Source organism: Pantoea sp. Cy-640, assembly GCF_011752635.1.
Classification (GTDB): domain Bacteria; phylum Pseudomonadota; class Gammaproteobacteria; order Enterobacterales; family Enterobacteriaceae; genus Pantoea; species Pantoea dispersa.
This window is the reverse complement of sequence record NZ_VWXB01000001.1, coordinates 473,714-495,894: the sequence shown is the minus strand read 5'-3', so window position 1 is coordinate 495,894 and position 22,181 is coordinate 473,714. Positions and strand designations below refer to the sequence as shown.

Here is a 22,181-nt window from a genome sequence, read left to right as displayed (position 1 = left end):
GCCATCGTGCCCGGATTTTTTTTGCCTGGCGCAGCATGACGATGTTACACAGCAACAGTGCGCCTCTGCGCCAGAGCACAGCAGCCGGATTTCACAGGATTTACAGGGGTAGATTGCGCGTACAGAAGCGGAATGGAAAGGTGCGCATCAGCGATGCGCACGCGAGGTTAGCGGTCTTTTTTGCAGAGTTCGGCGATTTCGAGGTCAGGCAGCGGTTCGCAGTTGCTGGTATCGTGCTTTTTCAGCTCGTTAAGGGCATCGGCGACGGTGCGGGTTTCCAGCACTTTAAGCGACGCCTCTTCCGCTTGCTCCGCGATCGATTTGAAGTACCAGCACAGGTTGGCGCTGACCAGGCAGCGCGGTGCGACATCGGGGCGCGACGCCCACAGTTTTTTGTCTTCAATCACTGAAGTGTAGATATCGCGCAGCGTGATCTCAGCGGCCGGACGACCCAGATGGATCGAGCCGGTACGGCCAAGCGTCGAGACAATGATGCCATCGCGCGTTAACGGAACCATGAGTTTCCGAATGAAACTGGGGTTCGCTTCAAGACCGTACGCCAGAATGGCACTGGTCGAGCGTTTACCCAATTGCTCCGCCATCGCTACGCTCAAAACCATCTGCAAAGCTGTCGGGAAGCGGTAATCTAGCATTTCTGTTTCCTGAGTTGCGGCCTATCTTCTTGTTTTCATACCGCGGCAGTGAATAATCAATGAGCAATAAATATAACAAACACTGTTGCTTTTTAGAATACCGAAAATGCTTTCCACCCGTGACTAACCTGCGCTAATACCCGCTTTGATATCGGTTTAAACTATTGAATTTATATGAAAATATTCCAGTATGACATGCCGCTGGCCGCTTTAGCACTCTGAGCCTTGCGCAACAATATGAGCGATGTGTCACTTTTTGCCCCCACCGCTGTAGCTGCGGGCTGGCAAAGGATGTTGTGACAAAGGGACGATCCTTTCTGCACGCTTGGTGCGCCATGTGCGCAACCGACCTTCAGACAAACCATTGTTTCTGTGTAAGAAACAAAAACACCCCGGCGAAGGGGGCTGCGTCAGGGTCGATAAACCGGCTTCTGAAAGGAATAATATTGATCCGGGTCATGATTCCCTTGCTATTTTTTGCACAAAATGCGCGCCGTTACTATTTTCGAGTCGCGAAATAATGTCTGTATTATCCCCGGTCGTCGGCGCATTATTGCTGACCGTTCTCCCGCTGACGGTGGGCATCATTACGGCGGCAACCAGCTGCCTGAACGCGCCAACCTTATGGCAATGCGTGCGGATGGCACCGCTGCCTTTCATTGTCTCGGCTGGCTGCACTCTGCTGTTAAGCGCGTTGTGTTGCCTGCTGCAATATCTGACGGATCGCCACTAAAGCGCAGCAGCGGCCATCTCTGCCCGTTAGCCGTCAGTGGTGATTTCAACCTGCGGATTCCGGAGCGCCTGCCGGCAATTTTCGCTTCAGCACCACCACCAAAAGCACGTTGATCAGCGCCAGCCCGCATAACAGCCACAGCGTAGCCTGCGCACCGGAATGCTGGAAAATATAGCCGCCAATCAGCGGTGTGAGCGCCTGACCAATCAGCGCCGGTCGCGCCATGCGGCCAACTACAATGGCGTACTCTTCCGGTTTCACCATCGCCAGCGGCAGCGTACCGCGCACGATAGCCCGCAAGCCATTTCCTGCACCGTACAGCACCATACTCACCAGCGCCCACGCGGGATAACAGGCCAGCAGCAGTAATCCCAGCGCCACCAGCCCGACTGAAAAGAAAGTGGTCCAGATGGGATGGCCGCGTTTGAACGCCATATCGACAATGCGCGACGCCACCTGGCACGGCCCCAGCAGCGTGCTGATCGCCAGCGCGGCGCTCAGCGAATGCCCGCTCGCCTGCAGCAGGGTAATCAGCTGCACCGATATCGCCGTCATGATCACCGACGCGAGGGTAAAGATGCTGCACAGCAGCCAGAACAGCGTGGGGGCCAGCGAATTCTGTGCGGTATGCTGTTGCGCGGCTTTTGGTCTGGATGGCGTGCGCGGCGCCGGCAGCGCATACAGGTAAGCCGGCAGCACCGCCAGGCACAGCAGCGCGGCAATGGCCAGACAGGCACCGCGCCACTCCAGCCAGTGGATCAGCAACGCGATGCCGGGCCACACCAGCGAGGTACAGAATCCTGAAATCAGCGTAATACCGGTAATCGCGCCACGCGCCTGGCCGCCATATAAGGTGCCCAGCGTGGCGAACAGCGCGTCATACAGGCCCATCGCCATGCCCGCGCCGATAATCAGCCAGGCGAACAGAAACAGCGGCAAACTGTGGCTCAGCGCCATGATCACCAGCCCGAGCGCCATCACCGCCCCGCTCGCCGCCAGCAGTCGGCGACCCTGTGCGCGGGCAATCAGCCGGCCGCACAGCGGTGCCAGCAGGCCGGAGACCAGAATGCCAAGCGAAAGTGCGCCATACACCCACTGCTGCGACCAGCCGGTTTCCGCGATGATCGGGTTAGCCATCACGGCCATCAGATAAAACGATCCGCCCCATGACAGGATCTGCACGGCGCCGAGCGTGACGATAGCGGGCGCGCCCGGTTTTGGCTGATACTCCACAGCTAATATCCGTTAACAGGTAAATCACGGTTATAACATGTTCATCGGACAGGAAAAATGCCCGCGCGCCCTGTTGAGCCGAATTCCACGCCGGGGTTTCAGTGACTGGATGGATAAACCTTATTTCAGTATGTTGTAACTAGTATGCCTGCTTGCTCGCCGCGTCATTCAGTGCCACCCTTTGGTATGTTGTAACTATGGAGAACTGTAATGGCTCGCTACGATTTGGTGGCTGATTTACACGAATGCGTGAATACGCTGGAGCGCGAACTCACTGCACTGCGCGCGTCTGTTGAACAGCAGCCGCTGTTGCTGGCGCGCGTGTTTAGCCTGCCGGAGATCGAGAAAGGCAAAGAGCATGATGAAATCAACCGCATCGCGGTGACCCAGCATCTCGGTAAACGCGCGCGCGAAATGGCCCTCGCCCACTATTGTCGCCTGTTTATGCAGCATCAGTCAGAAAAACTCAGCACCAAAGCGGCGGTGCGTCTGCCTGGCGCCCTCTGCATTGAGGCGGATGAGGCGGCCAGCCAGCGACTGGAGCAGCAGGTCACGACCATCAACACCCTCAAACAGCGGCTGGAGCAATTGATCACCGTCGACTCCGGCCTGCCGAGCGAGGCGCGTTTTGAGTTTGTGCACCAGCATCTGCGTGGCCTGATCACGCTCAACGCCTACCGCAGCGTCACGCTACTGCAGGCGCCGGATACGCTGCGTTTTGGCTGGGCGAATAAAAACATCATCAAGAAGGTGACGCGCGAGGCCATCGTCGAGCAGCTGGAGCGCAGCCTGAAGGCGAACCGCGCGCAGGCACCGTGGACGCGCGAACAGTGGGCAGAGAAAGTGCAGCAGGAGCTGGAGCGGGTGCGGTCATTGCCGGACGGCGCGCAACTGAAGATCAAGCGGCCGGTTAAAGTGCAACCTATCGCGCGGCTGTGGCGCGCCAGCGAGAAAAAACAGCTGCAGCTGGCCTGCCCTTCGCCGCTGCTGGTGTTGTGCCGCGATCGTACGCAGGTGCCGACGCTGGGTGAACTGCTGGATTACGATGCTGAAAACATCGCGCACCGTTACAAGCCGCTGGCGCAGCCGCTGCATCTGATCATCCCGCGGCTGCATTTATGGAGTGACCGTCTGTAAGGCAAAAAAACAGCGCGACAGGTCGCGCTGTAGTGTCCGGCAGTAAAGCTATTGCTTCATGCTGCCAACCATCTCTTCCGGCCGCACCCATTCGTCAAACTGCGCTTCGGTCAGGTAGCCGAGCTGCAGCGCCGAGGCCTTCAGCGTCAGCCCCTGCTTGTGCGCCTGCTTGGCAATTTCCGCCGCTTTGTCATAGCCGATATGGGTATTCAGCGCGGTAACCAACATCAGCGACTCGTTGAGCAGCTGATCGATGCGCTCGCGGTTGGGCTCAATGCCCACCGCGCAATGGTGATTGAAGCTGTCCATGCCGTCGGCCAGCAGCCGCACCGACTGCAGGAAGTTGTGGATCACCATTGGCCGGTAGACGTTGAGTTCGAAGTTACCGGATGCACCGCCCATGTTCACCGCCACGTCATTGCCCATCACCTGGCAGCACAGCATGGTCAGCGCTTCACACTGGGTAGGATTGACTTTGCCTGGCATGATCGAGCTGCCGGGCTCATTTTCCGGAATGCTGATTTCACCGATGCCGCAGCGCGGACCGGACGACAGCCAGCGCACATCGTTAGCGATTTTCATCAGCGAGGCGGCCAGGCCTTTCAGCGCGCCGTGTGCGTGCACCAGCGCATCGCAGGTCGCCAGCGCTTCAAACTTGTTGGGCGCGGTGACAAAGGGTTGCTGCGTCAGGTCGGCCAGCGCTTTCGCCACGCGCACCGCATATTCCGGATGGGTATTCAGGCCGGTACCGACCGCGGTGCCGCCCAGCGCGAGCTCGGCGACGTGCGGAATACTGTGTTCGATGTGCTTCAGATTGTGCTCCAGCATGGCAACCCAGCCGGAAATCTCCTGGCCGAGCGTCAGCGGTGTGGCGTCCTGCAGGTGGGTACGACCAATTTTAACGATGTCTTTAAACGCGGCCGACTTCTCGCTCAGGGTATTTTTCAGCACCTCGATTTGCGGAATCAGCTGTTCGCGCAGCGCAATCACCGCGGCAACGTGCATCGCCGTCGGGAACACATCGTTGGAGCTCTGGCTCTTGTTAACATCATCATTCGGATGCACTTTGCGTGACATGCCGCGCTCGCCGCCCAGCAGTTCGCTGGCGCGGTTCGCCAGCACTTCATTCATATTCATGTTGGTCTGGGTGCCGGAGCCGGTCTGCCAGATGGCCAGCGGGAACTCGTCGCTGTGCTGGTCGGCCAGCACCTCGTCAGCGGCGTCGATAATCGCCCCGGCCCGTTCAGCCGGCAGCAGCCCCAGATCGCGGTTAACCTGGGCGGCGGCGCGCTTGGTCAGCGCCAGCGCGTGCACCAGCGCCACGGGCATCTTCTCGGTGGAGATACGGAAGTGCTCCAGCGAACGCTGCGTTTGTGCGCCCCACAACTTATCTGCCGGAACTTCGATCGGACCCATTGAATCTTTTTCAATGCGGTTGGCTGCCATGACTACGTCTCCTTAGCTCAGATTTTGAGGTTTCCGCCTAAGTCGTCTTCCCGCGACGCCTTAGAGCGAGCAAGATTGTCACATACAAGAAATTAACATTATGCGAGCCCATCGCGTTTATTGCACTTGTTCGTGTATTTTCTATGGCACTTTCTGCTTTAATACGCTTATTTACTTACCGTTATTAAGGGTAAACGATGCAAAAATTGAACAATTCGCTGCAAAATTATGCATGGGGCAGCAAAACCGCGCTGACCGAACTCTACGGCATCGAAAACCCGCAGGGATTGCCGATGGCGGAATTATGGATGGGCGCGCACCCCAAAAGCCCTTCAACCGTTGAAGTGAATGGCGTCACCCGTTCGCTGCGTGACGTGATCAATGACGATCAGGTCGCGACGCTGGGGGCTGCGGTAGCGCAGCGTTTCGGTGAGCTGCCGTTTCTGTTTAAAGTGCTGTGCGCCGATCAGCCGTTATCGATTCAGGTGCATCCCAGTAAAACCGCCGCTGAAGCCGGTTTCGCGCGTGAAAACGCGGCGGGCATTCCGCTCAGCGCCGCCGAGCGCAACTATAAAGATGCCAACCATAAACCCGAACTGGTGTATGCCCTGACGCCGTTCCAGGCGATGAACGGCTTTCGCGAACTGCCTGAGATTGTCTCGCTGCTGGAGCCGGTCGCGGGCGCGCATCCGCAGATCGCCCATTTCCTTGAAAACGCCAGCGAAGCCTCGCTGGCTAAACTGTTCGCTACCCTGCTGTCGCTGAAAGACGAGAGCAAAACCCGCGCGCTCGGCGTGCTGAAATCCGCGCTGAACGCGCGCGAAGGCGAACCGTGGCAGACCATCAAAACCATCGCCAGCGACTATCCGGACGATAATGGCCTGTTCTCACCGCTGCTGCTGAATGTCATCACCCTGCAACCGGGTGAGGCGATGTTCCTGTTCGCCGAAACGCCGCATGCCTATCTGAAAGGCGTGGCGCTGGAAATGATGGCCAATTCGGATAACGTGCTGCGCGCCGGCCTGACGCCAAAATTCATTGATATTCCGGAACTGCTGGCCAACCTGAAGTTCGAGGCCAAACCGGCGGCGACGTTGCTCACACAGCCGCAGACACAGGGCGACAGCCTCAACTTCCCGATTCCGGTAGAGGATTTCGCCTTCGCCATCCATACGCTTTCGGCCACGCCGCAAACGCTGGCACAGCACAGTGCCGCCCTGCTGTTCTGCATCGAAGGCCAGGCGGTGATTGAAAAGGCCGGGCAGCAGCTGGTACTGCAACCGGGCGAATCCTGCTTTATCGCAGCCAGCGAGTCGCCGCTGAGCGCGGCGGGGACCGGTCGTCTGGCGCGGGTGTACAACGCGCTGACGTGAGGCGGCTGACGCCTGCAGCATTAACTGCTATTATTTCAGACTATTAATTAAAAAACGCCTGCGGGCGTTTTTCTTCACCCGTCGCGCGGCCCAACGGTATGCGCACGCAAGGATAAGGACGACTCAGCGATGAAAAAGACCAAGGTTGCCGTAGGTGTGATTGTGGCGCTCGGCGTAATCTGGACTGGCGCAGCGTGGTTTACCGGTAAACAGCTGGAAAGCCACATGGATGAGATGCTGCAAAATGCCAACAGCCAGATCAACGCGTACGCGCCGAATAGCCGTCTGACGCTCAGCTATCAGGATTACCAGCGTGGCGTATTCAGCAGCAAAACCAAACTGGTAATTCAGGCCAGTTCGCAGACCGAAGACAATCCGCTGCTGAAGCCGGGCCAAAGCATCGTGCTCAACGAAACCATCGACCACGGTCCTTTCCCGTTTGCTCAGCTGAAGCGCGGCAACCTGATCCCCAGCATGGCCTCGGTGCACACCGAACTGGAAAACACCGATGCGGTGAAGAAACTGTTTGAACTGACTCAGGGCAAATCGCTGGTTAATGCCGATACCCGCGTTGGTTACAGCGGCGCGACCGATACCGCGCTGCACCTGCTGCCGGTTGATTACAGCAATGCGCAGACCGGTGATCGCCTCGCCACTAACGGCGGCACGCTCAACGTCAGCGCGGACAGCAAAGGCGACAAAGTCAGTCTGCAGGGCGACTTCTCGAGCATCGCCGTCACCAGCAAAAACCAGCTGCAGCAGCCGGTGCTGTTTACCCTTAACGGTCTGAAGCTGGGCGGTGACACCCACCTGAGTCCGGAAGGCGTGCGCGTCGGCGACCAGACCATCACGCTGGATAAGCTCGACGCCAGCATCAACGGTCAGGAAGGCCTGACGCTGGAGAAGCTGGACGGGAAGTCCTCGTTCGACAACAAAGACGGTAAGATTGGCGGCCAGATTGATTATCAGGTCGACAATATCAGCCTGCAGAAACAGCCGTTCGGCGAAGCCAAACTGGCGATGAAATTTGCGCAGTTTGATGCTCAGGCGGTGAAAACCTTCTCTGACCAGTACAATGCGCAGATGCAGGATCTGCTGAACCAGCCTGGCGTGGTGGACGATCCTATCCGCTACCAGGCCAGCGTGCAGACCATTCTGAGAAATAACCTGCCGACCCTGCTGAAAGGTTCGCCGACCGTAAGCGTGGCGCCGCTGAGCTGGAAAAATGACAAAGGCGAGAGCACGTTCAACCTTAACGTCGGTTTTAACGATCCGGCGACCGTCACCGGTGAACCGCAGAGTCTGGGTGCCGCCGTGGATCGCGTGCTGAAAACGCTCGACGGCAAGCTGAGCATCAATATGCCGATGGCGACCGAAGTGATGCGTCACGTCGGGCTGGCGGAAGGTTATCAGGGTGATGACGCGCAGAAGCTGGCCGATCAGCAGGTGAAAGGCCTGGCGGCGATGGGCCAGATGTTCCGCCTGACGCAGCAGCAGGACGATAACATCACTACCAGCCTGCAATACGCTAACGGTCAGGTCACCATGAATGGCGACAAAATGACGCTGGAGCAGTTCCTGTCGCGCTACATGTTAGGCGCGCCAACCAGCGAAGGCATGCCAGAGTAATCCCCGCGGCAGCCCGCTCCGGGCTGCCGTTTTCCCCGGCAAAAAAATTTCACCCTTTTCTGCATCCGTTCAGCCGCACCGTACGTATATCCCTTTGTGAGCACCCTTCTGCTCCTTCAATGAGGATATATGATGAAAAAGTTAATCAGTTATGCCGTCCTGTCTGCCGCCCTGCTTGGCGCGAACGCTGCGATGGCGGCCATGCACGCCGATTCGGTGATGGTGGGCGGCGCGGCAATGTATCCACAAAAAAACATTATTGAAAACGCCCTGAACTCGAAGGATCACACTACGCTGGTCGCCGCCGTTAAAGCCGCGGGTCTGGTCGATACCTTACAGGGCAAAGGCCCGTTTACGGTGTTTGCGCCGACTAACGCCGCCTTTGCCAAACTGCCTGCCGGCACCGTTGATGCACTACTCAAACCAGAAAACAAAGCCAAACTCACCAGCGTGCTGACCTACCATGTGGTCGCCGGTAAATATGATATGAAAGCGCTGGAGCAAAAAATTAAACAGGGTGGCGGTAAAGCCGAATTGAAAACGGTTAACGGTCAGCCGCTGTGGATTATGAGCAATGGGCCACATAATATTCAGCTGAAAGATGGTCAGGGTAATGTGGCAAATATCAGCACTTATGATGTAAACCAGAAAAATGGCGTCATTGACGTTATTGATACTGTTTTGATGCCTGAATAACTGTCTATACTCGGTAAGGTTAAACAAACCGGCCAGGAGTATTATGGACGCCTCTCAGGCTGAGCAACAAATAGCCTTAATACAGGCGGTCGCGAAGCGCGATCGCCTGGCTTTTGAACAGCTGTACCGGCTGACTTCCCCGCATCTGTTTGCGGTAGCGCTGCGCATGTTACGCCAGCGGGCGTGGGCGGAAGAGATTCTGCACGAATGCTACATCACGGTCTGGCACAACGCCGCGTCATTTAACAGCGCGCTCAGTTCTCCCCTGACCTGGATGACGCACATTGTACGCAACCGCTGTATTGACTGGCTGCGCAGCGGCTATGCCAGACAATTTAACACTGACGAAACCTGGATCGACGATTTAAGCAGCACGCCGGGTGACGTCAGTCTGGATGAGCAGTGCGATCCGCAGGTTGCCCGCCTGCACCACTGTCTGCAGCATTTGAGCAGTGAACAGCGCCAGTCGATCGCGCTGGCCTATTATCAGGGCTTATCACATAGCGACATTGCCGGGTGGCTGCAGCAGCCGGTCGGCTCGGTAAAAAGCTGGATTCGACGTGGCCTGGACCATCTGCGGGAGTGTGTAGGACGATGAGTGACAAGGTGCAGCGGGATGACGCCCTGGCGGCAGAATACGCCCTCGGCACGCTGCGCGGCAGCGCGCGATTGCGCTTTCAGCGCAGACTGCAGGCCGAGCCGGCGCTGGCGGCGCAGGTCGCCCGCTGGCAGACGCTGCTGGCGGGTCTCGACCAGGTTCAGCCGCCCATCACGCCGCCGGAAACGCTGTGGAAAAAAATTGCCCTTTCCCTGCCGCCCGACAAGCGCGTCGCACCCGCACGCCGGACGCTGCCGTGGCTGGCTGCCGCCTGCGTCGCGCTGGGCTTAGCGCTGACGGCTTACTGGCTGCGCGAGCCGGTTATGACACCGCTGGCGGTGCTGACCGATGCGCAACACAGTCAGCAATGGGTGGTGAGCGCCAGCCGCCGGCAGGACGTGATCAGTCTGGCGCCGCTGCAGGTCAGCGCGGTCAGGGCAGATCAGAGTCTGGAACTGTGGCTGATTCCGCCTGGCCGGGCGCCCGTTTCACTCGGTCTGGTCACCGGCAGTGCGCCGCAGCAGTATCCGATTGAGAAACAGCAGTCGCTGGTTAAGGCGACGCTGGCGATCAGTCTCGAGCCGCACGGCGGTTCGCCAACCGGACGCCCAACGGGTCCGGTGCTTTACAGTGTGAATTTATAATCGGTGATGGTCACGGGTGAAATTAGCGTTAACGCGGCAGCGTTTATTATTTGTTGACGCCCAGCGTGTTGCAGGCGGAGTGCTGTTAATCATTACGGCGTGACTTAAGCTAAATTAACGGGCACAGAACGCTCAATTTCAGCAAACGGCAAAAACAATGAATGTTTATTTATCCGCCGGCGAGCCTGACTGCCGCGGCCCGGCGAAATAACCCTTTTATAAATTAATCTGGCGTGTCTTCGGGAAAGAAATATTTTATCGACGATTCATTTTCTTTTTCCGAATTCCCTGCCATGCTTAAAACGCTAAACCATAGTACGCGATATTATCGCGAACAATAAATAATAACGCTCGACACCATTGTGTCTTAAACGACACCGGGGAAACTCACCATGCAATTTCTTAAAAACTTCACCATTCGCCGGGTTGTGCAGTGCATCCTGGTCGCGGCGCTGCTGATTGTGGCGCTGGCCGGGATCTATGGCAGCACGGTGCTGCGCGACATGCATCAGCGCGAACTGCATAACGCCACCCTGACCAGCCAGCTGCTGTTTCTCAATCGCGCCAGTTTAGTGATGGCATCGGGAACCACGGCGGCAAAAGCGGCCGTAGCGGCCGATGCGCCGGTCGATAGCGACTGGGCGCCGCTGCGTGCCGCCCTCAGCGCATCGCCGGCTGACTTTGCGCTGCCTGCGGCTGAGCGCCTGCAGTTCCTGCAGCGCGACATTGCAGCGAATAACCATGCCGACCAGTCCGATCGCCAGCGTCTGCAAATGGCCTTTGGCATAGCTGCACTGCTGATGCTCGCGCTGCTGCTGTTCTGTGACCGTTTTCTGGTCACGCATCTGGTACGGCCGCTGGGGGCGCTGCGGGAACATTTCCGCGGCATTGCCGCTGGCGATCTTACGCGGGAACCGCAGGATTTTGGCCGCAACTGTGTGGGTCAGCTGATTCCGCTGGTCAGGCTGATGCAGCAGAGCCTGCTGACCACGGTGCGCGCCGTGCATGACAACACCGACGTGCTGCGCAAGGAGTCTGCGGATATCGCCAGCGGCAACGCCGATCTGTCCGACCGCACCACCCGTCAGGCGGCGGCGCTCGAGCAGACCTCGGCCAGCATGGAGCAGCTTAGCGCCACCGTAGAGAAAAATGCCCACAGCGCCGGCGAAGCGCGCGAGCTGGCTGAGGATGCGGCGCGCACCACGCGCGACGGCGAAGCGCTGGTCAAAAGCGTGTCAGCGATGATGGCCGATATCGCCACCGAAGCCGATAAAATCCGTCAGTTCACCGCCACGGTTAACAGCATCGCGTTTCAGACCAATATTCTGGCACTGAACGCGGCTGTTGAAGCCGCCCGCGCCGGCGAGCAGGGACGCGGCTTTGCCGTGGTGGCAGCTGAAGTGCGCACGCTGGCACAACGCAGCGCCAGCGCCGCGAAGGAGATCGAAGGGCTGATTAATGGCACCGTGACGCGCGTTGGCGAAGGCGCGCAGACCGCGCAGCGCGCCGGCGCCATCATGGACAGCGCCACGCAATGCGTTTCCGCCGTCACCTCGCTGATTGGCCAGATTGCGCTGGCGTCAGACGAACAGAGCAAAGGCATTGCCCAGGTTACGCTGGCCGTGACCGATCTGGATCGCGTTACCCAGCAGAATGCCGCCCTGGTGAAAGAGATTGCCGCCTCGGCCGGCAGCCTGAATGGCCGTACCGGAACGCTGGCTGCGGTGATCAGTCATTTTAACTTTTCTGACAGCCCGCAGCACAGCGTGCTGCTGGCCGGTCAGCGCCCCGTTTCAGCCATTGACAGCTTCGCGACAGAAAAGCTTGCCGTCTCTGACCCGGCATAGCTCGCAGCCGATAACCACAACGCCAGGGACAGGCCACAGAAAGAGAAGAACTTATGAGCCATCAATCATTGCAGCACATCGTTCCGGTTCAGACTGATGTGCGTGACTTACGCATCGCCACGGGCATGACCCAACTGCACGCGGCTGAACGCTTCGACCTTAGCCTGCGGGTCTGGCAGATGAAGGAGTCCGCAGCAAAACCGTCGCCGCTCAGTCAGGGAGAATATGAGTTTTTGCTGCTGCTGGCAGGAAAACATCCCTATTTTAGTCTGACGGCCAGAGCCCGCTAATGCCGTGCGCGCTGGCCGTTGCGTCAGCGCCACCGGCGATAACCGGGGATCCGCTTCCTCCACCCGGCGTGATTCATGGGTCAAATCTCTTTAGCGCTGACGCCCGGGGCACGATTCACCTGTGCTGTCTGCTGATAAAAGGCGTCGAGACGGGCGCGAAAGCGCGCCGGATCGTGCTGGTCTTTAATTCTTTGCAGCGCCCGCGCCGAGCGGGTGCTGATCGCCTCGCGCTGCGCCATTATCTGCGTGATGATCTGTTTGAGCTGCGCAATAATCCTGTCCCTGATCGCCAGTTTCTCCTGCGCTGAACCAATGGCGATTTCAAACATATCATTCAGCGGACAATCAATAAGCCAGCCGGCCGAAGCCGGGTTTATTTCCGGCAGTGCCCGCACATTAGTGGTAATGACCGGACAGCCGCACGCCTGCATTTCCAGCACTGAAAAGCCGTAGGTATCCTGCCAGGTCGGTAATAATCCCACATCGGTCTGTTCGAGCATTTTCATCAGCCGATCATTTTGCAAAAATGTTTCATGCCTGAAGATTGCCTGCTGATTAATCAGGTATTCAATCCGCTGATGAAATTGCGCGTCATCCTGCTGCGCGCCGTGCGCGATATTATAGCGATGCTTCAGGTTGCCCGTTAAATTCACCTGCACGCTGTCGGGGTGAATGATGCCTTCTGCCAGCAACTCGCTAAAGGCCAGCACCACTTCCGCCCCACCTTTACGATAAAACTCATTGCCGACAAAGCTGAACGTCAGCTTCGCCTGATTCACCGGCCTGACCCGATCACAGATAATTGCCTGCGGCGGATGGAGGGTGTGTAGTTTGGGCAAAATGGCTGCAGCCTGCTGCGGAAACGCCTGTAACAGCTTGATTTGAATCCTTTTCGTTGCGTCGGAAATGGCCAGCAGCGCCGTACACTGCGGTGCCGCGATCAGTTTGAGTTGTTTCTGCAATTGTGGATTATGCAGTTTGGCCATGCCCGGCACCGGCAGCACGCGCGGAATTTCGGTTTCAAATGTCGCCATCCAGCGTTTTTTCGTGCAGGCCACCTCATTAAAAAGATGGATGATTTGCGCATCGTCCGGCACCGAGAACGGTAGTGGCGCGAAAATAAACAACTTATTGGCTTTGCGGATTTTCTGCCTGACGGCGTTACGATAAAACCAGATATTTTTATATTTCAGATTAAGATAATGGTGTGAATCGTTGACGATGATATTTCTCTTTTCCGGATAACCTTTCCCATTTACGATTATTTTCATACGTGCCCCGGCACAGGAAAAATAAGCATAGCTGGCAGTATATTCCTCGCCAGTCACAAATCCAGCGAGCAAGTAAACCCGCGCTAAACAATAAGAAAATACACATTTTGTGACAGGTAATAACATCAGCCAGCCTGAATAAAATACAGGCGCGGCCGGTAAAGAATATTAATCAATACAAAATTCGCGGAATTTATAAAAATGGCTAACGCGTTGATTTTCATTTAACGCTGGCCATATTATGACAGTTTCGTGTCAATATTTGATGTTGAAGCTTAATCTTTATTTTCTGCTGGCCCGCCATGCATAAGCAGAGCGATGATCACAGGCCGGCTGAAAATCGGTAAGCAGCGGTAACAGAAACGTGGCGAGTAATGACCTGACGCCGGGCGGGCGACAGGCTTAGCGGCCCTGCACCAGCTGCGGCGGCACGATTAACGTCTGCACATCGGCCTGTGGCTGCGCCAGGCGCTGTAATATGCGTTCTGCCGCGCGCCGCCCGACGATGCGCGCTTCACTGCTGACAAACGTCAATGCCGGATCGTTCAGCTCAGGCTGCGGATCGTCGTTGAAGCCGACCAGCGCCAGCTGCTGGGTGTAGTAACTGTCCACGGCATCTTCCCCGAGGGTGCGGCCACTGCGCAGCGCGCCGAAATAGCAGCCGAGCGTGGTGCTGGCATTGTGGGCCAGGATAGCGGTAATACGCGGATGCTGATGCAGCAGCGCCTGCGTCAGCGCGGAGACGCTCTGCTGGCGATCGTCACATTCAATAATCCAGTCCGGGCGAAACGGCAAACCGTACTGCAGCAGCGTGCCGCAATAGCCGCCGATACGTTCGGCGCGAGTCAGTGACGAACCCAGACCGCCCACCCAGGCAATGCGCTGATGTCCCTGTTTGATTAGATACTCGGTGGCCATCCGCGCCGCCTGGCTGTTATCCGGACGCAGCGAATCGACTTTTTCCAGACTGCTGGCGCGCGCGGCGCAGATCAGCGCAATATTTTGCTCCTGCGCCTGCAGCCGCAGCGATTCCGCCTGCGCCACTGCGCCGCCCAGCACAATGCCGTCGGCACCCTGCGCCGCCAGCGAATCAAAACAGCGCTGCAGATGCTGGCCGTGCTGACCACTCTGCGTCAGCACCAGCACTTTGCCCTGCTGTTCCAGCACCTCACTCAGTCCCGCCGTCATTGCTGCATAAAAGGGCTGGCTGAGATCGCGCACGATCAGGCCAATCACCCCGCTCTCACCACCGCGCAGCATGGAGGCCGAGCGATTACGCACATAGCCGAGTTGCTCAATCGCCTGATTCACCCGCGCGGCGGTGGCGGGTGAAATGCGCCCTTTGCCGGACAGCACCAGCGATACCGTGCTGACCGATACGCCAGCGGCCTGCGCGACATCATGGATGGTGATTTTCTGCTGGGACATAGTGTGACGCTTTTCGTAGCCGGAAAATTCAAAGAGGTAAAACGTTACACTGATTCGCATAAAAATAAAGCCTGATGCTCGTCACGCTTTGTGATTATCACCACAAAAAGCTGTGATAAAACGTTTTATCATCCTCCACCACTTTACCCGCTTGTTACTTTTTAGCCAGGAGAGACTATGCCTCACAGCCAACCCAAAATGTCGCTCTGGGAATTTTTCCAGAGCCTGGGGAAAACCTTCATGCTACCCGTGGCGCTGCTGTCGTTTTGCGGCATCATGCTAGGGATCGGCAGTTCACTCAGCAGCCATGATGTGCTGACGCTGATTCCGCTGCTCGACCAGCCGTTCCTGCAATACCTGTTTATCTGGATGGCGAAAATCGGCTCCTTTGCCTTTAGCTATTTGCCGGTGATGTTTGCCATCGCCATCCCGCTGGGCATGGCGCGGGAAAACAAAGGCGTGGCGGCGTTTGCCGGCTTTGTCGGTTTTGCGGTGCTCAATCTCAGCGTTAACTTCTGGCTGAACATCAATGGGATTCTGCCGACTACCGATGCGGCGGTGCTGAAAGCCAATAACGTGCAGAACATTCTCGGCATTCAGTCCATCGACACCGGTATTCTCGGCGCGGTGATTGTCGGCATTGTAGTGTTCTGGCTGCACGAGCGTTTTCACAATATTCGCCTGCCGGATGCGCTGGCATTCTTCGGCGGCACGCGCTTTGTGCCGATTATCACAACCGTGGTGATGGGGCTGCTGGGGCTGGTGGTACCGCTGATCTGGCCTTTCTTTGCGCGCGCGATCACCGGTCTTGGCTGGATGATCAACAGCGCTGGCGAATTCGGCCCGATGATCTTCGGCACCGGTGAACGTCTGCTGCTGCCGTTTGGCCTGCAGCATATTCTGGTGGCGATTATTCGCTTTACCGATGCCGGTGGCACCATGGAGGTGTGTGGTCACAGCGTCAGCGGCGCGCTGACCATCTTCCAGGCGCAGCTGGCGTGTCCGGAAACTCACGGCTTCGCGGAAAGCGCCACCCGCTTCCTGTCGCAGGGTAAAATGCCGGCATTCCTTGGCGGCCTGCCGGGAGCAGCGCTGGCGATTTATCACTGCGCGCGCCCGGAAAACCGTCACAAAATTAAAGGCCTGCTGATTTCGGGCGTGGTTGCCTGCGTGGTTGGCGGCACTACTGAACCGATCGAGTTCCTGTTCCTGTTTGTCGCACCGGTACTGTATCTGATCCACGCGCTGCTGACCGGTCTCGGCTTCACCGTAATGGCAATGCTTGGCGTGACCATCGGTAATACCGACGGTAACGTGATCGACTTCTTCGTGTTTGGCGTGCTGCACGGCCTTTCGACCAAATGGTACTGGGTGCCGGTGATTGCCGCCGTGTGGTTTGTGGGTTACTACGCCATCTTCCGTTTCGCCATCACCCGCTTCAACATCAAAACACCGGGCCGCGAAGCAGAAACCAGCCGCGTTGAGCAGCAGGTCAGCCGCGCCGGCGTGGGCAAATCCGGCTACAACACGCCAGCGATTCTCGCGGCGCTGGGTGGCGTTGACAACATCACCTCGCTGGATAACTGTCTGACGCGCCTGCGCCTGTCGGTGGCCGACATGAGCAAGGTCGACGATGCCGCGCTGAAAGCCAACGGCGCCATCGGCGTGGTGCACCTCAACCAGACCAATCTGCAGGTAGTCATTGGCCCGCAGGTGCAGTCAGTCAAAGATGAAATGGCCCATCTGATGAGCGCGACGGTGTAAACATGCAGGCGTTTAATTTTGATCGGGTGGTGGATCGCCACGGCAGCTGGTGCACGCAGTGGGACTTTGTCGCCGACCGCTTTGGCGTGCCAGATCTGCTGCCCTTCACCATCTCGGACATGGATTTCGCCACGGCTCCCTGCATCATTGACGCGTTGCAGCAGCGGCTGAATCACGGCGTGCTGGGCTACAGCCGCTGGCAGCACGAGGATTTCCTCTCCGCCCTGCAGCACTGGATGCGCAGCCGCTTTGCCAGCGAGGTCGCGGCAGAGTCGCTGGTGTACGGCCCGTCGGTGATTTATATGGTGGCGCAGCTGCTGCGCCACTGGACGCAGGCGGAGGATGAGGTGCTGATTCATACGCCCGCCTATGATGCGTTTTACCAGACAATCATCGGTAATCAGCGCAGGGTGCTGGAGTTACCGCTGCAGCGCGCTGGCGACACATGGCACTGTGACATGGCTGAGCTGGAAACCCTGCTGGCGCGGCCGCGCTGTAAGGTGATGCTGCTGTGCAGCCCGCACAATCCCACCGGTAAAGTGTGGCAGCGCGCAGAGCTGCAGCAGATGGCGGCACTGTGCGAACGGCATGGCGTGAGCGTGATCAGCGATGAAATCCATATGGATATGGTGCTGAGCGAGGCACATCACACGCCGTGGTGCGAAGTGGCACAAGGCCGCTGGGCGCTGTTTACCTCGGCCTCGAAGAGCTTCAATATTCCGGCGCTGACCGGTGCCTGGGGCATTATTCCGGACGCGGACGACCGCCGGGCGTGGTTTCACGCGCTGAAGCAGCAGGACGGGCTGTCGTCACCGGCGGTGATGGCGCTGGCTGCCACCATTGCCGCCTACCGTCACGGCGCACCCTGGCTCGACGCGCTGCGCGATTATCTGCGTGCCAATATGCAGCACATTGCGCAACGGCTCAACGCGGCGTTTGCCGGGCTTAACTGGCAACCGCCGCAGGCCACTTATCTGGCATGGATTGACACCGCGCCGCTGGCCATTGATGACGTCGCGCTGCAGCAGCGGCTGATCCAGCAGCATAAGGTGGCGATTATGCCAGGCAGCACTTACGGCAGCGCCAGCCGCAGCTATCTGCGTCTCAACGCCGGCTGCCCGCGCAGCAAGCTGGATGACGGGCTGGACCGGCTGATTGCCGCACTGCAATCGTTCTGAACCACAGCGGATGCTGATTAATTCAGCATCCGCTGCCCGCTTTGCGCAAATCACTGGCGCGGTTGCGCAAGATGTTTTTATAATGGTCTGCACTTTACGTTAATTCAGCGAGTGCGACATGATTGATGCGAAACTTCCCCTCACCGACCTTCACCGCCACCTCGATGGCAATATCCGCGCCCAGACCATCCTTGATTTAGGTCGTCAGTTCAATCTTGCGCTGCCCGCCGATACGCTGGATACGCTGCGTCCGCACGTGCAGGTGACCGCCAACCAGCCGGACCTGGTGAGCTTCCTGCAGAAGCTTGACTGGGGCGTCAAAGTGCTGGGAGATCTCGACGCCTGCCGCCGCATTGCGCTGGAAAACGTCGCTGACGCCGCGCAGGCCGGTATCCATTATGCTGAGCTGCGCTTCTCCCCGGGCTACATGGCGATGAACCATCAGCTGCCGATTGCTGGCGTGGTGGAAGCGGTGATTGATGGCGTGCGCGCGGGCGTGCAGCAGTACGGCGTTGATGTGAAGCTGATTGGCATCATGAGCCGCACCTTTGGCGAAGAAGCCTGCCTGCGCGAGCTGGAAGGTCTGCTGGCACACCGCGACGGCATCACTGCCGTCGATCTGGCCGGTGACGAACTGGGCTTCCCGGGCAGCGAATTCCTTAGCCACTTTAACCGCGCCCGCGATGCCGGATTCCGCATCACCGTGCATGCCGGTGAAGCCGCCGGACCGGAGAGCATCTGGCAGGCGATCCGCGAGCTGGGCGCTGAGCGCATCGGTCACGGTGTCAAAGCGATTGAAGACCGCGCGCTGATGGATTTCCTCGCCGAACAGCGCATTGGCATTGAATCCTGCCTGACATCGAACATTCAGACCAGCACCGTGGCCTCGCTGGCCAGCCATCCGCTGAAGGCGTTCCTGCAGCACGGCATTCTGGCAACCATCAACACTGACGATCCGGCGGTACAGGGCATTGAACTGGCGCATGAATATGAGGTTGCTGCACCGCAGGCGGGCCTGAGCGCCGCCGAGATTCGCCAGGCGCAGGAGAACGGTATTGCCATCGCCTTTTTAACCGAGGCGGAGAAAGCCGCGCTGCGCCAGCGCGTGGCGGCATAAGCCATAAAAAAGGAGCGCAGATTGCGCTCCTTGTTGATCGGCTGGCGATAACGCCGTCCGGTTTATTTCAGGCTCAGGGTCTGGCGTTTCTCCGCCGACTGCAGGCCAAGCTCAATCAGCTCCATCACCTGAATCGCCTCTTCCGCTGTAACCGGGTTGGCACCGTTACCGGCAATGGCGTCGCGGATAGCCGCATAATAGGCCGGATAGTTGCCCGGCAGCGTCAGCAGCTCTTTCTCCACCATCACGTCGCCCTCGGCCAGCGTCAGCGTGCCGTTGCGCATATCGTAGCCCCACTCTTCACGCGGCGGACGTTCACCGGCTTTCAGACGGTCCTCCTGCGGATCGAGCCCATACTTAACGTAGCTGCCGCGCGTGCCGTGCACCACAAAACGCGCCGATTCCGCCGCTACCAGCATGCTGGCGTGCAGCACCACGCGCCGGGTGGGATAAGTCAGCACCGCGTGGAAGTAATCGGTGGTTTGCGCGCCGGGACGCAGTTCAGCCATGTCGACGTTGATCGCCACCGGCGGTCCAAACAGCTGCAACGCCTGGTCCAGCACGTGCGGTCCAAGATCGAACCAGATCCCGCTGCCCGGGCCTTTCATTTCGCGCCAGCGCTGACGCACTTCCGGACGGAAACGGTCAAAATGCGACTCCAGATAGCGCACCTCGCCCAGCGTGCCGTCGTTCAGCAGCGTTTTCAGCGTCAGGAAATCGCTGTCCCAGCGGCGGTTGTGGAACACTGACAGCAGCAGCCCTTTGGCTTTGGCCAGCTGATCGAGCTCACGCGCCTGTGACAGTGTCACGGTAAACGGTTTATCGACCACCACATGCTTGCCAGCATTAAGTGCCGCTTTGGCGAGCGGGAAATGGGTGTCGTTCGGGGTAGGAATTACAATCAGGTGCAGCGTCGGGTCATCCAGCAGCGCCTGAGGATCGGCCACCACCTGCACCGACGGCCAGTCAGCGTGCACTTTACTGGCATCGCTGCTGGAGACCGCCGCCAGCTCAACGTCTGGCGTACCGGCGATCAGCGGCGCATGGAAGGTTTTGCTGGCAAATCCGTAGCCGATCAGGCCGACACGTAGTTTATCGCTCATTCTCATTCCTCTTGTTCGTGACCTGACTGATTTAAGACGAATCAGTCAGTAAGAACAAGGCGGAATCACCTGAAAGCTCAGGAGATCGCACTCCGTGCCGGTTGCCAGCTCTCCTGGGCCACCAGCGCGTCGTGCGCATCCTGACTGCGGCGGCGGAAATCGCTCGGACTGACGCCCACCCGCTTGCGGAACACGCGCGAGAAGTAGAGCTGGTCGTCGTAGCCGACCTCGCGCCCCACCGAGGCGATCGGTTCCTGAGTGGTTTGCAGCAGCAGCTTGGCGCGGATCACCCGCTGGTCTTCACGCCAGCGCAGCAAATTAATGCCCATCTGTTCGCGAAACAGGTGGGCCAGGCGCGACGGCGACAGACAGACGTGGCGCGCCACTTCCTCGATTTTCACCTCGCTGGCCAGATGATTGGTGACGTACTGACAGGCTTCAATCACGCGCGGGTCGCGAATTTGCTGATGACTACGCGGATCCTCTTCCACCGCACGCAGTAGCAGGCGCTCCAGTAGATTCATCGCCAGCTCCTCGGCAAAGCGACGTCCGGAGTTGTGCGTCTGTTCGATGCTGGCAAACAGGCGGTCAAATTCGGCGCGCAGCGCATCCGGCAGCCGCAGCCGGCCAACGCCCTGGTTCTGATCCTGCCACTGCAGCCAGTCGGTCCAGTAGGCGCGCGGACGGAAATAGACCCAGCGATGGTGCCAGCACGGACTGTCCGGCGCGCGGCCATAGTAGTGCGGCGTTTTCGGCTGAAACAGCAGCAGGTCGCCTGGCTCGCAGTCAAACGCTGACGCCCCGTCAAACACTCGTCCCTGGCCTTTAATGGTCAGATTGAGGATGTAACCTTTCATGCCGTGCGGGCGATCGATAAAAAAATCGAGCTGATCGCCGGCGTTGATTGGCGTCAGGCCGGCCACCAGCCAGGCGTTAAACGGATAGCCCGGCAGTAACGGATTTTGCTGTTCACTCGGCGCTTCGCGGTGGTACATAAGGATCTCCCGGTTCGCATGACGTTGGGGCGCAGCGTTGCGGCTGCGCCCGCGGGATCAGGCGGTTCTGCTTTTTTGTTTGTAGCGGTCAAAGATCACCGCCGCTAACAGTATCAAACCGCGCACCACATACTGTGAGAATGGCGAGATATTCAATAAATTCATCGCATTCTCGACGGTACCCAGAATCAGTACCCCGGCGACCACGTAGGAAATCTTGCCGATACCGCCCTTGAGCGACACGCCGCCCAGCACGCAGGCGGAGATGACGATCAGCTCATAGCCGAGCGAGGTCATCGGCTGACCGCTGGTCATGCGTGAAGCCAGGATAATGCCGGCGGCTGCTGATACCAGCCCGGAGAGGATAAAGATGATGATGCGCGTGCGCACCACCGGCACCCCGGCCAGCCGCGCCGCTTCCTCATTGCCACCAATCGCCAGCGTGTTGCGGCCAAAGGTGGTTTTGTTCAGCAGGAAACCGAACACGATCATGGTGGCGATGGTCAGCCAGATCGGTGCCGGCACGCCCAGCCAGTTGGCGTAGCCGAGGGTGAAAAAGCGCTCATCCTCAATCCCCACCGCTTTACCGTCGGAGAAGATATAGGCCAGGCCGCGCACAATCTGCATGGTCGCCAGCGTGGTGATCAGCGCGTTAATCTTCAGACGCGCAATCACGAAGCCGTTAACGAAGCCAGTGGCCATACCGAGCAGCAGGCCGGCGGCGACGCCGATCCACAGGCTTTCGGTCATGTTGATCACCACGGCGGTGACGACGCCAGCGCAGGCAATCACCGACGCCACCGACAGGTCGAAATCGCCGGAGGCGAGGCAGAACAGCATGCCGCACGCCACCATGCCGGACATCGACATCGCCAGGCCCAGCCCTTTCATGTTGATAAAGGTGCCAAAATTAGGCACGAAGATGGCGCAGACGATAAACAGCAGCGCAAACACCACCAGCATGCCGAAGTTGTCCCAGATGCGCCCGAGCTGCAGGCCACTGCGCTGCACCGGTGGCGTATTGGACGTGGTAGATGAAGCCATTT

The 22,181-nt window shown here is 58.5% G+C and carries 19 protein-coding genes; 11 read left to right on the top strand and 8 right to left on the bottom strand.

Translation table 11 applies throughout. The features are described from left to right. Nucleotides 1-167: 167 nt before the first annotated feature. On the bottom strand, nt 168-653 hold the full coding sequence (locus F3J36_RS02425) for an Rrf2 family transcriptional regulator (RefSeq protein ID WP_031279147.1): 486 nt from the start codon (nt 651-653) through the stop codon (nt 168-170). A gap of 778 nt (nt 654-1,431) precedes the next feature. Further along, the gene (locus F3J36_RS02420; RefSeq protein WP_166718764.1) at nt 1,432-2,619 is read right to left on the bottom strand and encodes an MFS transporter; all 1,188 of its coding nucleotides are present in this window, start codon (nt 2,617-2,619) and stop codon (nt 1,432-1,434) included. A gap of 210 nt (nt 2,620-2,829) precedes the next feature. Here F3J36_RS02420 and tus point away from each other — a divergent pair, with 210 nt between their 5' ends. After that, complete coding sequence (gene tus / locus F3J36_RS02415) at nt 2,830-3,756, top strand: DNA replication terminus site-binding protein (RefSeq protein ID WP_021506161.1); 927 nt, start codon at nt 2,830-2,832, stop codon at nt 3,754-3,756. A gap of 48 nt (nt 3,757-3,804) precedes the next feature. On the opposite strand, the gene fumC is transcribed toward tus, so the two are convergent. Further along, nucleotides 3,805-5,202 (bottom strand): class II fumarate hydratase, encoded by a 1,398-nt coding sequence (fumC, locus tag F3J36_RS02410; RefSeq protein ID WP_021506162.1) that lies wholly within the window; start codon nt 5,200-5,202, stop codon nt 3,805-3,807. A gap of 197 nt (nt 5,203-5,399) precedes the next feature. Between fumC and manA the strand changes: the two genes are divergently transcribed. The 7 genes from manA (at nt 5,400) to F3J36_RS02375 (ending at nt 12,279) form a co-directional block, all read left to right on the top strand. Next, nucleotides 5,400-6,575, top strand: coding sequence for a mannose-6-phosphate isomerase (gene manA, locus F3J36_RS02405; protein ID WP_166718763.1), 1,176 nt, complete (start codon nt 5,400-5,402; stop codon nt 6,573-6,575). A 129-nt stretch (nt 6,576-6,704) separates the two neighbouring features. Further along, the gene (locus F3J36_RS02400; protein ID WP_021506164.1) at nt 6,705-8,204 is read left to right on the top strand and encodes a YdgA family protein; all 1,500 of its coding nucleotides are present in this window, start codon (nt 6,705-6,707) and stop codon (nt 8,202-8,204) included. A gap of 132 nt (nt 8,205-8,336) precedes the next feature. Then, nucleotides 8,337-8,900: a fasciclin domain-containing protein gene (locus F3J36_RS02395; protein ID WP_031279149.1), complete on the top strand. Its 564-nt coding sequence runs from the start codon at nt 8,337-8,339 to the stop codon at nt 8,898-8,900. A 43-nt stretch (nt 8,901-8,943) separates the two neighbouring features. Beyond that, nucleotides 8,944-9,498 carry a sigma-70 family RNA polymerase sigma factor gene (locus tag F3J36_RS02390; protein ID WP_166718762.1) on the top strand — a complete coding sequence of 185 codons (555 nt, stop codon included), beginning with the start codon at nt 8,944-8,946 and terminating at the stop codon, nt 9,496-9,498. Next, nucleotides 9,495-10,142 carry an anti-sigma factor domain-containing protein gene (locus F3J36_RS02385; RefSeq protein ID WP_166718761.1) on the top strand — a complete coding sequence of 216 codons (648 nt, stop codon included), beginning with the start codon at nt 9,495-9,497 and terminating at the stop codon, nt 10,140-10,142. Before F3J36_RS02390 ends, F3J36_RS02385 begins: the two co-directional genes overlap by 4 nt. Nucleotides 10,143-10,534: 392 nt before the next feature. Next, complete coding sequence (locus F3J36_RS02380) at nt 10,535-11,989, top strand: methyl-accepting chemotaxis protein (RefSeq protein WP_247653121.1); 1,455 nt, start codon at nt 10,535-10,537, stop codon at nt 11,987-11,989. A gap of 53 nt (nt 11,990-12,042) precedes the next feature. After that, the gene (locus F3J36_RS02375) at nt 12,043-12,279 is read left to right on the top strand and encodes a hypothetical protein (protein ID WP_021506169.1); all 237 of its coding nucleotides are present in this window, start codon (nt 12,043-12,045) and stop codon (nt 12,277-12,279) included. 80 nt (nt 12,280-12,359) lie between these two features. On the opposite strand, the gene F3J36_RS02370 is transcribed toward F3J36_RS02375, so the two are convergent. Then, the gene (locus F3J36_RS02370) at nt 12,360-13,676 is read right to left on the bottom strand and encodes a glycosyltransferase (protein WP_371741989.1); all 1,317 of its coding nucleotides are present in this window, start codon (nt 13,674-13,676) and stop codon (nt 12,360-12,362) included. A 276-nt stretch (nt 13,677-13,952) separates the two neighbouring features. Then, nucleotides 13,953-14,978 (bottom strand): Mal regulon transcriptional regulator MalI, encoded by a 1,026-nt coding sequence (gene malI, locus F3J36_RS02365; protein WP_166718760.1) that lies wholly within the window; start codon nt 14,976-14,978, stop codon nt 13,953-13,955. 177 nt (nt 14,979-15,155) lie between these two features. Here malI and malX point away from each other — a divergent pair, with 177 nt between their 5' ends. The 3 genes from malX (at nt 15,156) to add (ending at nt 19,037) form a co-directional block, all read left to right on the top strand. Further along, nucleotides 15,156-16,742 carry a maltose/glucose-specific PTS transporter subunit IIBC gene (malX, locus tag F3J36_RS02360; RefSeq protein ID WP_031279154.1) on the top strand — a complete coding sequence of 529 codons (1,587 nt, stop codon included), beginning with the start codon at nt 15,156-15,158 and terminating at the stop codon, nt 16,740-16,742. A gap of 2 nt (nt 16,743-16,744) precedes the next feature. Then, the gene (locus F3J36_RS02355) at nt 16,745-17,920 is read left to right on the top strand and encodes a MalY/PatB family protein (RefSeq protein ID WP_166718759.1); all 1,176 of its coding nucleotides are present in this window, start codon (nt 16,745-16,747) and stop codon (nt 17,918-17,920) included. 118 nt (nt 17,921-18,038) lie between these two features. Continuing rightward, on the top strand, nt 18,039-19,037 hold the full coding sequence (gene add, locus F3J36_RS02350) for an adenosine deaminase (protein ID WP_127834039.1): 999 nt from the start codon (nt 18,039-18,041) through the stop codon (nt 19,035-19,037). 62 nt (nt 19,038-19,099) lie between these two features. On the opposite strand, the gene F3J36_RS02345 is transcribed toward add, so the two are convergent. From F3J36_RS02345 to araH, 3 genes are all read right to left on the bottom strand, one after another. Beyond that, nucleotides 19,100-20,140, bottom strand: coding sequence for an oxidoreductase (locus F3J36_RS02345; protein WP_166718758.1), 1,041 nt, complete (start codon nt 20,138-20,140; stop codon nt 19,100-19,102). 77 nt (nt 20,141-20,217) lie between these two features. Beyond that, nucleotides 20,218-21,135: an arabinose operon transcriptional regulator AraC gene (gene araC / locus F3J36_RS02340; RefSeq protein ID WP_021506176.1), complete on the bottom strand. Its 918-nt coding sequence runs from the start codon at nt 21,133-21,135 to the stop codon at nt 20,218-20,220. Between the two features lie 57 nt (nt 21,136-21,192). Next, nucleotides 21,193-22,179 carry an L-arabinose ABC transporter permease AraH gene (gene araH, locus F3J36_RS02335; RefSeq protein WP_021506177.1) on the bottom strand — a complete coding sequence of 329 codons (987 nt, stop codon included), beginning with the start codon at nt 22,177-22,179 and terminating at the stop codon, nt 21,193-21,195. Nucleotides 22,180-22,181 lie beyond the last annotated feature (2 nt).